The organism is Spiroplasma sp. hyd1, assembly GCF_016082235.1.
GTDB lineage: Bacteria > Bacillota_I > Bacilli_A > Mycoplasmatales > Mycoplasmataceae > Spiroplasma > Spiroplasma poulsonii.
The window spans coordinates 1-11769 of record NZ_JXYY01000040.1 but is presented as its reverse complement, the minus strand read 5'-3'; the positions used below and the strand labels follow the sequence as shown (position 1 = coordinate 11769).

At 27.7% G+C, this 11769-nt stretch carries 16 protein-coding genes and 6 tRNA genes; 18 read left to right on the top strand and 4 right to left on the bottom strand.

Annotated elements, in window-relative coordinates; translation table 4 throughout:
- Positions 1 to 296: 296 nt before the first annotated feature.
- The 8 genes from infC (at position 297) to TS70_RS07795 (ending at position 5247) form a co-directional block, all read left to right on the top strand.
- Positions 297 to 827 (top strand): translation initiation factor IF-3, encoded by a 531-nt coding sequence (gene infC / locus TS70_RS04755; protein WP_198049557.1) that lies wholly within the window; start codon positions 297 to 299, stop codon positions 825 to 827.
- Between the two features lie 42 nt (positions 828 to 869).
- Positions 870 to 1064 carry a 50S ribosomal protein L35 gene (gene rpmI / locus TS70_RS04750; RefSeq protein ID WP_040093314.1) on the top strand — a complete coding sequence of 65 codons (195 nt, stop codon included), beginning with the start codon at positions 870 to 872 and terminating at the stop codon, positions 1062 to 1064.
- Positions 1065 to 1090: 26 nt separating this feature from the next.
- Complete coding sequence (gene rplT / locus TS70_RS04745; RefSeq protein WP_040093315.1) at positions 1091 to 1450, top strand: 50S ribosomal protein L20; 360 nt, start codon at positions 1091 to 1093, stop codon at positions 1448 to 1450.
- Positions 1451 to 1556: 106 nt separating this feature from the next.
- Complete coding sequence (gene uvrC, locus TS70_RS04740; protein ID WP_040093316.1) at positions 1557 to 3338, top strand: excinuclease ABC subunit UvrC; 1782 nt, start codon at positions 1557 to 1559, stop codon at positions 3336 to 3338.
- A gap of 62 nt (positions 3339 to 3400) precedes the next feature.
- The gene (locus TS70_RS04735; RefSeq protein WP_198049556.1) at positions 3401 to 4153 is read left to right on the top strand and encodes a DeoR/GlpR family DNA-binding transcription regulator; all 753 of its coding nucleotides are present in this window, start codon (positions 3401 to 3403) and stop codon (positions 4151 to 4153) included.
- A gap of 82 nt (positions 4154 to 4235) precedes the next feature.
- Positions 4236 to 4358, top strand: a complete 123-nt coding sequence (locus TS70_RS08135; protein ID WP_255516881.1) for a hypothetical protein — start codon at positions 4236 to 4238, stop codon at positions 4356 to 4358.
- Positions 4359 to 4466: 108 nt separating this feature from the next.
- Positions 4467 to 5063: a MurR/RpiR family transcriptional regulator gene (locus tag TS70_RS04730; RefSeq protein ID WP_227991427.1), complete on the top strand. Its 597-nt coding sequence runs from the start codon at positions 4467 to 4469 to the stop codon at positions 5061 to 5063.
- Entirely contained in the window at positions 5047 to 5247 is a 201-nt protein-coding gene (locus tag TS70_RS07795; RefSeq protein WP_227991430.1) for a hypothetical protein, read from the top strand. The genes TS70_RS04730 and TS70_RS07795 overlap by 17 nt, the downstream gene beginning before the upstream one ends.
- Positions 5248 to 5279: 32 nt before the next feature.
- Here the strand turns inward: TS70_RS07795 and TS70_RS04725 are convergent, their stop codons facing one another.
- Positions 5280 to 5927 (bottom strand): hypothetical protein, encoded by a 648-nt coding sequence (locus TS70_RS04725; RefSeq protein ID WP_198049555.1) that lies wholly within the window; start codon positions 5925 to 5927, stop codon positions 5280 to 5282.
- Between the two features lie 208 nt (positions 5928 to 6135).
- On the opposite strand from TS70_RS04725, the gene TS70_RS04720 reads away from it, so the two are divergent.
- From TS70_RS04720 to TS70_RS04685, 8 genes are all read left to right on the top strand, one after another.
- Positions 6136 to 6971, top strand: a protein-coding gene (locus TS70_RS04720) for an IS5 family transposase (protein WP_105628856.1) whose coding sequence is annotated in 2 segments (ribosomal slippage) — positions 6136 to 6532 and positions 6532 to 6971 — 837 coding nt in all. Because the reading frame shifts where the segments join, the coding sequence is not laid out codon by codon here.
- 689 nt (positions 6972 to 7660) lie between these two features.
- Positions 7661 to 7736: transfer RNA gene (locus TS70_RS04715), tRNA-Thr, on the top strand.
- 5 nt (positions 7737 to 7741) lie between these two features.
- A tRNA-Tyr gene (locus TS70_RS04710) sits at positions 7742 to 7825 on the top strand.
- Positions 7826 to 7840: 15 nt separating this feature from the next.
- Positions 7841 to 7915 (top strand) — tRNA-Gln (locus TS70_RS04705).
- A gap of 7 nt (positions 7916 to 7922) precedes the next feature.
- Positions 7923 to 7998: transfer RNA gene (locus TS70_RS04700), tRNA-Lys, on the top strand.
- Positions 7999 to 8014: 16 nt separating this feature from the next.
- Positions 8015 to 8101: transfer RNA gene (locus TS70_RS04695), tRNA-Leu, on the top strand.
- Positions 8102 to 8178: 77 nt separating this feature from the next.
- Positions 8179 to 8252: transfer RNA gene (locus TS70_RS04690), tRNA-Gly, on the top strand.
- 79 nt (positions 8253 to 8331) lie between these two features.
- On the top strand, positions 8332 to 8913 hold the full coding sequence (locus tag TS70_RS04685) for a DxFTY motif-containing membrane protein (RefSeq protein WP_052443480.1): 582 nt from the start codon (positions 8332 to 8334) through the stop codon (positions 8911 to 8913).
- On the opposite strand, the gene TS70_RS08625 is transcribed toward TS70_RS04685, so the two are convergent.
- On the bottom strand, positions 8910 to 9698 hold the full coding sequence (locus TS70_RS08625) for a phosphotransferase (protein ID WP_227991443.1): 789 nt from the start codon (positions 9696 to 9698) through the stop codon (positions 8910 to 8912). The two genes, TS70_RS04685 and TS70_RS08625, sit on opposite strands and share 4 nt — an antisense overlap.
- Positions 9699 to 9774: 76 nt before the next feature.
- Between TS70_RS08625 and TS70_RS04675 the strand changes: the two genes are divergently transcribed.
- Both TS70_RS04675 and TS70_RS04670 read left to right on the top strand, forming a co-directional pair.
- Positions 9775 to 10134, top strand: coding sequence for a non-canonical purine NTP pyrophosphatase (locus TS70_RS04675; RefSeq protein WP_308699452.1), 360 nt, complete (start codon positions 9775 to 9777; stop codon positions 10132 to 10134).
- A gap of 19 nt (positions 10135 to 10153) precedes the next feature.
- Positions 10154 to 10989, top strand: a protein-coding gene (locus tag TS70_RS04670) for an IS5 family transposase (protein WP_105628856.1) whose coding sequence is annotated in 2 segments (ribosomal slippage) — positions 10154 to 10550 and positions 10550 to 10989 — 837 coding nt in all. Because the reading frame shifts where the segments join, the coding sequence is not laid out codon by codon here.
- A gap of 85 nt (positions 10990 to 11074) precedes the next feature.
- Here TS70_RS04670 and TS70_RS04665 read toward each other — a convergent pair.
- Both TS70_RS04665 and TS70_RS04660 read right to left on the bottom strand, forming a co-directional pair.
- Entirely contained in the window at positions 11075 to 11350 is a 276-nt protein-coding gene (locus tag TS70_RS04665; RefSeq protein WP_232332482.1) for a single-stranded DNA-binding protein, read from the bottom strand.
- Between the two features lie 140 nt (positions 11351 to 11490).
- The coding region (locus TS70_RS04660; protein WP_304627139.1) for a tRNA (cytidine(34)-2'-O)-methyltransferase at positions 11491 to 11769 on the bottom strand (279 nt) is incomplete at its 5' end.

The window sequence follows — 11769 nt, the reverse complement described above, 5'->3', positions numbered from 1 at the left end:
GGTTTAATGATTAACTATTTTTAAAAATAGTCTAAAATTATTGTTAAACTGGTACCTAAAATAATATTCGAACAAAATAATAATTATCTTGACTAAATTATATAAAAAACATATAATTATCCTTGGAAAATGTTAAAGTAGCTAATGCTCACCTGTGCCCTTTAGTGTGGTTAATAGGTTTTACAAGATTAAATTAGATTTGTAACGATTAATTATTAATCGTTTAATAAATAATTCTTGTTAATTAAAGCGCTACTTTTGAGCGTTTTTTTAATTAATTACAATGGAGGGATTGGATGAGTCAACCTACTAAAAACAATAAGAATATTGATCAAGTGAATTATGATATTAGAGCACGAGAAGTTTTAATTATTATGGATGATGGTAATAAAATTGGACCATTAGGACATAATGAAGCAATTCGTTTTGCGGAAGAAAAAGGCTTTGATTTATTACTAGTATCAACAGTTTCAGATCCACCAGTAGCAAAGCTAGTTGATTATGGAAAATATAAATATGAGCAAAAAAAGAAAGAAAAAGAAAATAAGAAAAATCAACATGTAACTGAAAATAAAGAGATACGATTACGTACTGGAATTGGTGATCATGATTTAGAATTTAAAGCAAAAAAAGTACGTGAATTTTTAAAGGATGGTAATCGTGTTAAGATTTCATTAAAGTTTCGTGGTCGTGAAGTTGCGCGCCCCGAATTTGGAAAAAAAACATTAGATAACTTCTTTAGTCGTATTGAAGAATTTGCAAAAGTGAAAAAAGAACCCCAATTAAATGGTTTGTTTTTAGATATGTATGTGGTGCCAAAAAAATAATTAATTAAAATAACTATTAAAATAAGAATAGGAGGAAAATTTATGCCAAAAATGAAAACAAAGAAATCTTTAGCAAAACGAGTAAAAGTAACTGGAACCGGAAAATGAAAGATTGCCCATGCTTATACTTCACATTTAGCTCAAAATAAATCAACAAAACAAAAACGGCACTTACGTAAAGCTGGCGTAATGGATCATACTGATCAAAGTAGATTAAAACAATTATTACAAGATTAATTTAAACAAGAAGGGAGTATTAAAAAATGGCAAGAGTTAAAGGCGGACCAACAACAAGAAAACGTCGTAAAAAAATTATTAAACAAGCAAAAGGATATTTTGGGACAAAATCAACCCATTACAAAAAAGCAAAAGAACAAGTAATGAAATCATTGGCATATGCCTTTCGTGATCGTAAACAACGTAAAAGGGATTTTCGTTCATTATGAATTCAGAGAATTAATGCAGCTGTGCGTGAACATGATATGTCATATTCACAATTTATGAATGGATTAAATAAAGCTAATGTCGAAATTAATCGTAATATGTTATCGGAATTAGCAATTCATAATCCTACTGAATTTAAAATGTTAGTGGATGAATCAAAAAAAGCGTTAAAAAATTAACAAAACTATTTTTAAAAAGTAGTTTTTTTTTGACAATTTATTCTTAGTTGCTAATTATTACAATTAAGCATAAAATATTAATATATTTAAGGGGAAAACACAAAATATGGCAACAAAGTTATCATTAAAAGAACAAGTTGAAATTTTACCAGCAAAACCAGGGTGTTATTTATTTTTTAATAGTTATAATCAAGTGTTATATGTTGGAAAAGCAAAAAATTTACGTAGCCGGGTTAGTTCATACTTTAATAAGGTTTATAATTACAAAACAACACGGTTGGTGCAAGAAATCACGCGGTTAGAAACAATTATTACTAAAACAGAAAAAGAAGCGTTAATTTTAGAACATAATTTAATTAAACAATATAAACCAAAATATAATATTTTATTAAATGATGATAAACATTATCCATACATTGTAATTACTAAGGAACAAGATCCCCAATATTTATATGTTCGTAATGTTCATAAAAAATATGCTCGTTGTTATGGTCCGTTTCCAGAAGGAAGTCATGCTCGGGAGATTATTAAAGTTTTAGAACGATTATATCCGTTGCGGCGTTGTAAAGGAAACCTTGGTAAACCCTGCTTATATTATCATATTAACCAATGTTCTGGCGCTTGTTTTAAAACCGTGCCAAAAGAATATTATACAGCAATGATCAAAAAGGTTCATGCTTTTTTTAAAGGAAATTTTAACGAGACAAAAGAGTTGTTAGAAAAACGAATGTTACAAGCAGCAAATAATTTACAATTTGAAGAGGCCCAAAAGCTAAAATTATTAATTCGTAATTTAGATTGGACTTTATCATCCCAAACAGTTGAAATGTTAAATCAAAATGATGATTTAGATGTAATTAGTTTATACAAAACTGAGCATAATTTAGTATTAACAACTTTGTTTTATCGGGCTGGAAAATTAAGTTATAAAGATTATGAATATTATCAAGTCACAATTGAAGATGATTTTCAAGAACTTTATCGGTTATATTTGCAAAATATTTATCAAAAGAATATTTTACCGACTAAAATTATTGTTAATAAAGCGATTGCTTTACCAGAATTAAATTTATTATTTGATAATCGTGTTTTTCATCCCCAAACCCGAGCAGAAGAAACAATTATGCAACTAGCAACTGACAATAGTTATGAATCTTATTTACAAACGCAATCAACAGCACAGCGTCAGCTAAATAATGTTGAAGTTTTACAAGAATTACAAAATCTTTTACATTTAAATGAATTACCTTATTTAATTGAAATGATTGATATTGCAAATATTAATGATGAATTTGTTACTGGTGGGGTAATCGTTTATAAAAATGGGCGACCATCACGAAATGATTATCGTAAATATAATCTGGCAATTGCGCAACAAGATGATGCCCATCGAATTGCGGCTGTTGTTGCTCGTCGTTATCAAAAAGCGCTTGAAACTGACCAGCCATTACCAAACTTAATTATGATGGATGGGGGAATTCAACAAGTTAACGCTTGTTTAAATGAATTAAAAAAATTAAATTTAATAATCCCTGTTATTGGGTTAGTTAAAAACAATCAACATAAAACTGACCATCTTCTTAACTTAGCAAAAGAAAAGGTCTATCTTGATAAAACCAGTCGCTTATTTTTATTTTTAACAAAAATGCAAGACGATGTTCATCATTTTGCAATTAGTAGTTTTCGCCGTCGGCAAACAAAGGCGTTAACAACAAGTATTTTAGAAGTAGTTCCGGGGTTAGGGGCACAACGGATTAAGGCTTTAAATCTTGATTTTGATAGTGTTGGGGCAATGCAAAAGGCAAGTGGTGAAGAATTATATCAAATTTTACGTAATTGAAAACTTGTTGAAAATTTGCGAAAGTTTCTGGAAAATTTTAGCGGATAAAGTTTTTTTAGTTATAATTATAATGGACAAAGTTAAATATATAAAAAGGAGTAAAGAATATTATGCATAGAGTCCAACGAAAAGACTTATTATTAGAATATCTATGCCAAAAACCTTTCCACGAAATGAATCATGTTCTTGAGTATGTTGCAAAATTCGATATTTCTGCGACAACCGCACGTCGTGATTTAAAAGAACTTGAAAATGAAAGTATTATTACAATGTTTTATGGTGGGATTAATTTTTTAGGGGTTCACAATAAGTCGTGCAGTATTGATGTTCGTGCAAGTAGCATTAACTTTGATAAAAAAATGATTATTGCGAAAAAACTTTTAAATCTTTTAGAAAAAAATGATATTATATTTGTTGGTGTTGGGTCAACTTGTGAAGTTTTTGTAACTTTAATTGATAAACCAGTTAAAATTGTTACTAATTCATTTCGAATTTTACAATTGGCAAAAGACAATTCTAATGTTCAATATAATGTTTTAATTGGTGGTAAAGTACGAGAAAAATCACAAGCGTTTTATGGCTCACTTTGTGAAGAAAGTTTATCATTAATTCAATTTTCAAAGGTTATTTTTTCGGCAAATACAATTGATCAAACGGGCGCAGTTTATAAAAGTAACGAAGAAGAGGCTCGGGTTGAATTAGCAGCCTTAGCACGAGTACAAACAAAAATTCTATTGGCAGATAGTACTAAATTTGATAAGCTGGGGTTTTTTAAATTTTATGAAACAAAAAATGTTTCGTATTTAGTAACCGATAAACCAGAAGTTGCTAAACAATATGATTTAAATGTTAGTATTATTTAAGACTTTGTCTTCGGACAAAGTTTTTTCTTTGCAAGGAAAAAGGTTTTGTGACTGGTAATTTTGTGCTTGAAAGGAGGTTAAAATGGAATTAAATAATGTCCAGTATGTATGTAACCAAATTGAAAAGTTTGAATTTGAAGAATTATTCACCGTTCTAGCAAAAATTGAAGCAGTTGTAAAGGACCAAACAGACGGCGTCGATTAGGAAAATATTTTCAATAAACTCTCAAATTTTTTTCATTCCAAGTTTATTATAATCACAATTGAAAGTTGAGGAATTAAAACATGGAATGATTGGGTGGGGAACATACAATTGAGAACTAATATTCTTGAGAAGTTAGAAGAAATTATTAACCGTAATGATGATACTGTTAATGGTATCATTGCACAAACTATTTTAAATTTTGCTAAAGTACCAAACGAAACTTTTATTATTAATGATGTTGCAGAAACATCACATACAAGTGTCTCATCGGTAACGAAGTTTTGTAAGATGCTAGGTTTTACTGGTTGAAAAGAATTTTATATTTTCTTTCGTTATGAATTAGATAATTTGAGAAAACTTAATCAATTACACCGTATTAACCCTTTAGAAAACACAATTAAGGATTTAGTAACAAATCACACTGTTATGATGACAAAACTATTAAATGAAAATTTAGAATCAATTTTAGAATTAAAAACAATGTTAAAAACAACCAATAAAATTTATTTAATTGGTGAACACACACATTTAGATTTATTAATTAATTTTTATCATCAATTATTAGGACTTGGGTTTGACACAAGTATGACAACCCATGATTTTATTGCCAAAAAGTTTTTAGAAAAACTAACCAAAGATGATCTTGTCCTTTGAATTATTATTGATACTAACCAAACGTATTTATTTAATGTTTTTAAAACATAGTGATAAGACATTACCTTGTGATAATATTAAATTTATTTTAAAAGAAAATTCACCGATTTTAGAGACAAATTTAACAACAAGAGGGCCAATCATTATTAATGATCGCCGCAAAATGTATACCCACCAAATAATTTATAATCATTTATTTATTATCTTTAATGCAATTCTGACAATGCTTAATTAAAAAAATACCCAGACAATTAATCTGAGTATTTTTTATTTTTCTTTATTATGATCAGTATCTCAATCTTCTAAAACCATATGTTTAATAAAACGTTGCATTCATAGGTTAGGATTTGGCCCTGTTTCTAAATTACCAATTTCACCAGTTTCAAAACCAACATAATTACCATTTTTAACATAAATATAAGTTGGTGTTCCATTTAATCCTAATGATTCAGCGGTAATGCTTTTATCAATTTCACCGTTAATTTTATGGGCATTACGTTCTTGCGTTACAATTCAATCCGCAACGTTTTTTGCTCATTTTTGTTGTCAAACATTATTGTAATCTTTAACATCACTTGTAACAATTAAACGGGTTTTTTTAATTTTTGCTTGTTCTTCAGCACTAATATGGTAACTATTTAAAGCATATTGTGCACCACGTTTTCCTGTTAAGTAATCATCATATTTTTGATTGCCATGCCCATTAGTATATAAATCAGCAATTGTTGTGTCATGGGTATTTTGACAGTGAATACAATTTTGTGCTGATACCATAAAAATAAAGTTTTCCTTGTTCTTAACCCCGTCCATAAATTGGGTGTAATATACCATATTTTTATCTGAACAAGCAATTACAGTCGTTGCGGTTGTTGATACAATTGTTAGGGCTGTCATTGTGCTTAGCAGTTTTCTCATTTTTATTCCTCCTAAGAATTAGTTATAATGTTGTCTATTTATAACTATACATTATTTTTTTAAGTTTTGACATAAAATATTAAATATTTTGTTCGATTACGGGTAGAAAATTATGGTGAAAAGGATATAATATATATAATAGACTTCTTGCGATACCCTTTTTTATTAAAATATTATTATAAAATATAATTTATGAGGACATAAAAATATGAACAATAATAAATTTAATACTCTTAATGATAGAGAATGGTTAAGATTAACAGGAATAAAAAAATCCACTTTTAATAAAATGTTAGATATTTTAAAAGTTGCTGAAATAGAAAAATTTAAAAAAGGTGGTAAAACTAATAAATTATCATTAGAAAATAGATTATTGATGACTTTATTATATTGACGAGAATATCAGACTTATTTTCATCTTGGTAAAAGTTTTGATATTAGTGAGGCTAATTGTTATCGTAATATTAAGTGAATTGAAGATATTTTAATTAAAAACTCTGATTTTCAACAACTTGCTGGTAAAAAAGCACTAATAAATGATTATTTTAATGATAAAACTATTATTATTGATGCTACCGAAACTCCAATCCAACGCCCAAAAAAAGACAAAAACAATCTTATTCTGGTAAAAAGAAAAAACACACGATCAAAACACAAGTAATTATCGAACAAGAAACCAAAAAAATTATTGCAACAAGTTTTTCGCTCGGAAAAAAACATGATTATGCTTTATTTAAAGAATCAAAAATCCCAATTTTAAAAAATACCAAATTAATAGTTGATAGTGGTTATCAAGGAATACAAAAAAATCACAATAATGTTCTAATACCTACAAAGAAAACAAAGAAAAACCCTTTAAACAAAGAACAAAAGCAATATAATAGACTAGTTTCAAAAATGAGAATTATTATTGAAAATATTTTTGCTATTCTTAAAAAATTTAAAATTATTACAGAAAAATATCGTAATCGAAGAAAAAGATTTGGTTTAAGATTTAATTTAATTGCCTCAATTTATAATTTACAATTATTATATTTAACATAAAATATTTATTTAAAATTAAATAATTTAAATAATAAATTAATTTTTCGTTGTGGAAAAATATTAAATTTTTAAATAAAAAACATAATTAATTAAAATTATATTTTTCTATTAGTATCTTTTTTACAAATATTTGCAATTTTTTAACAAGTAATGCAAGAAGTCTATTGTAATGTCATTTTAAGAAACATTTTTTGATTTTTTATAATAGTTTTAGTTACTGTTATTTTTTAAAAAGGATGAGCCTCATATTTGAAGCTTTTATTAATCTTAAAAGTGATAACCACCATATTGCAACTTATGATATTAATTTTCTGCTTATTTTAGCAATAAAACAAAAACCTTTTAATATTTGAAACTGGGATGTTTAAATAAATAGCATTGAAAATGGTTGGTTTTTATTTTATAACCATTTATAGTATAACAATAATTATTATTGACCCTTCAATAATATCTATATACTACATTTTAAAATTTTATTTTTTATTTCTTTTTTAATACAGTTTTGTTGTTTTTTTAAAAATAATTAATAATTATTTTAATTGACAAAAATTATTGTTTTATATAAAATTATAAAGGTTTTAACACAATAACTAATTGTGTAATCGGGTGTTATTAGACTGGAACGTACCTACCTTACAAGTGGGCGATCAGCGGTTTAATTTCGTTACACCCGACCATTTAATGTTTGTGCTGGCTTAGCTCAACTGGTAGAGCAACTGACTTGTAATCAGTAGGTTGGGAGTTCGATTCTTCTAGCCAGCACCATTCTTGGAGGGGTAGTGAAGTGGCCAAACACATCTGACTGTAACTCAGCTCCTTCGGGTTCGGGGGTTCGAATCCCTCCCCCTCCACCATTTTTATTGAGACATAGGGCTATAGCCAAGCGGTAAGGCAAAGGACTTTGACTCCTTCATGCGCTGGTTCAATCCCAGCTAGCCCTGCCATTTAAGTCTCCTGTTAGCTCAGTAGGTAGAGCATCTGGCTTTTAACCAGTGGGTCAAAGGTTCAAGTCCTTTACAGGAGACCATTTATTAGATATATATGCCCGAGTGGCGGAATAGGTAGACGCAACGGACTTAAAATCCGTCGGTTTTACAACTGTACCGGTTCAAGTCCGGTCTCGGGTACCATTTTATTTAAAAACAATTGACATCAAATTAAGACAGTGGTATATATATTATTGTTATAAGTTATAAAAATTAAAAATGCGGGTGTAGTTTAATGGTAGAACTTCAGCCTTCCAAGCTGACTGTGAGGGTTCGATTCCCTTCACCCGCTCCATTACTATAAGTTGTTAGTTTAACAATTTTTTTATGTTAAAATAGGAATACAAGCATCTTAAGAGGAGTAATTAATTAATATGAAAGTAATTAAAAAGGATAACAAAAAAGACGTTACTGATAATAATTGAGAACATTTACCCGTAGAAGTACAAAATGATTTAGCGTTTCATGCTTCACGAACTGTTTTTTGAAAAAGTTTTTTATTTTTGATCATTGAAGCAGTAGGGCCATTTTTGTTGTTGTTTTTGTTAACTTCCCCAGATTTAAGTTTTGCTTATCATTATGATGTTGGTGCTGGAATTAGTTTTGGATTAGCAATGATTTTAGGAGTCTTTTTATTAACTTGTGCTGGTTTTTGGTTAAAGTTTCATCAAGCTGATCAGTTTACTTATACAATTACTTTATCTTGAACTTTATATGGCATTTATTTAACTGGTTATTGATGAGGGTGAGATAAAATTTTATATCGTTGTTTAGTTGCCCTAGTGTTTTTATTACTTGCTGTTTTTTTTGGTACTTTTATGGCCGTATGAATGCGTAATTTATGTGGTTATTTACAAATGAAAAAAACTAATTTTCAAGAACTCGAAGCTAACGAACAAGAAACAACGACAGCGGATGATGAGCAAAATCCACCATCATCAACACTTGATCCCTAATCATTATTTTGCAAATTAAGTAATTTTAAATTAATAATTTCTAAGAAAATATTATTGTTTGTTTGTTCATACATATAGTTAGCTCAAGCAATTCAAACAATGTTTTGATAATACATTCAAGCGTTAACTTTTTGCTGCTGTTGTACTGTTAGGTTGAAAAGACTAAACCAATATGTTTGTTCTGCTTTTGTTGTTAACGTTTCTGAAGCAAAAGAAGCAATATCAAAAAACTTATCATTTTGCATTGCATATTCAAAATCAATTAAATAAAGTTTTTTTTCAACAACAACTAAATTTCCACCATTTAAATCATTGTGGCATAAAACAAGATTATTTGTTTGCAATTTAATATAATCAAGCTTAGCTTCATATGGTTGTAAGGCTACTAATGGCTTTTTCAAAGCAGTTTTAAAAGTTTCTAAAAATTGTTGTGGTTGAAAAGTCTTAATTTGATCATTTGCGGTAAGCTTAATTTGTCATAATTGTTTAATTATTGCTGCAATATTTTTAAGGACTTCTTTTGTAAGTTTTATCGCACTAACTGGTTGTAATGTTTGATAGTATGATGTTACGAGGAAGAAATGGTCATTATCATAACCATAATCAACAATTGGAAGGGTTAATTTAGTATTTTTAATTTTTTCTAAAACAAAAATTTCATTTTGATGGTCAATAAATAAATTGGTAAAAGGGTCACTATAGCGAATAAAAAGATTATCAACGGTTTGGTAATTTTGATTAGTTATTCCTAAATTTAGTTTTGTTTTAATGTTGTATTTCATCATTTATCTAACTTCCATTCTGTGATTTCTTAATTTTATTATACAATAGATATAATTAAGAAAAGCGAGGAAATAAGGAATGACAGAGATTTGAATTGCAACTAGTAATAAAAACAAAGTTCGAGAATTTAAGGCGATGTTTCACGATGTTAACATAACAGTTAAATCATTATTAGATTTAGAAAATCCGATTCCTGATATTCCAGAAACGGGAACTACCTTTGAAGAAAATGCTTTTTGCAAGGCGGATTTTTTAAGTCAAATGATTAATAAACCAGTCTTGGCTGATGATTCAGGTTTAGAAATTATTGGGTTGGATCATTTTCCGGGGGTTAATACGCGACGATGAGCACATCCAATTACTGACAATAAAATTATTAATGATTTATTAGACTTCTTGCGATACCCTTTTTTATTAAAATATTATTATAAAATATAATTTATGAGGACATAAAAATATGAACAATAATAAATTTAATACTCTTAATGATAGAGAATGGTTAAGATTAACAGGAATAAAAAAATCCACTTTTAATAAAATGTTAGATATTTTAAAAGTTGCTGAAATAGAAAAATTTAAAAAAGGTGGTAAAACTAATAAATTATCATTAGAAAATAGATTATTGATGACTTTATTATATTGACGAGAATATCAGACTTATTTTCATCTTGGTAAAAGTTTTGATATTAGTGAGGCTAATTGTTATCGTAATATTAAGTGAATTGAAGATATTTTAATTAAAAACTCTGATTTTCAACAACTTGCTGGTAAAAAAGCACTAATAAATGATTATTTTAATGATAAAACTATTATTATTGATGCTACCGAAACTCCAATCCAACGCCCAAAAAAAGACAAAAACAATCTTATTCTGGTAAAAAGAAAAAACACACGATCAAAACACAAGTAATTATCGAACAAGAAACCAAAAAAATTATTGCAACAAGTTTTTCGCTCGGAAAAAAACATGATTATGCTTTATTTAAAGAATCAAAAATCCCAATTTTAAAAAATACCAAATTAATAGTTGATAGTGGTTATCAAGGAATACAAAAAAATCACAATAATGTTCTAATACCTACAAAGAAAACAAAGAAAAACCCTTTAAACAAAGAACAAAAGCAATATAATAGACTAGTTTCAAAAATGAGAATTATTATTGAAAATATTTTTGCTATTCTTAAAAAATTTAAAATTATTACAGAAAAATATCGTAATCGAAGAAAAAGATTTGGTTTAAGATTTAATTTAATTGCCTCAATTTATAATTTACAATTATTATATTTAACATAAAATATTTATTTAAAATTAAATAATTTAAATAATAAATTAATTTTTCGTTGTGGAAAAATATTAAATTTTTAAATAAAAAACATAATTAATTAAAATTATATTTTTCTATTAGTATCTTTTTTACAAATATTTGCAATTTTTTAACAAGTAATGCAAGAAGTCTATTATAATAATTCTCTTCATCAAAATTATTGGAACGAAACGATTGAATCCGTCCTTTAACTGCAATAATTGCTTTATCCCGCAGACTAATATCTAAATCATCGATATTATTTGTTCATACTTTAACATTAACTAAATCACTATCATAGTTACCATCTTTATTTTTAAAAGGGCGTTGAATCTTTAGTAAAAATTTCATAAGTTCCTTCTACTTGCCCAACCAACATCACTTGATTCATTTTTTGATCATCCTTTCTAAAAACACCAATATAACTCAATACTAAAAGAATTATAAGAAAATTTTTTTAAAAACAAGAAAAAAATTCACAAAGTGCATTGTTAATCTTGTTCTAAGAAATCTGCTCCTTTTTGAATTTCAACTTTTGATAATCCAGGATAATCTAACTGGCGCATTACTTCATAGCCAACAATCCCAACCGTATTCGCAATATTTAAACTACGAACATGTTCAGACATTGGAATCCGAAAAGTTCGGTTTAAATTTACCTTTAAAATTGTGGTTGGAATGCCCGTTGACTCACGACCAAATAAAATAAAAAGATTTTCATCTTTCGTAAAATCAACAGCACTATGTGGTTGTTTTGCATAACGAGTTGC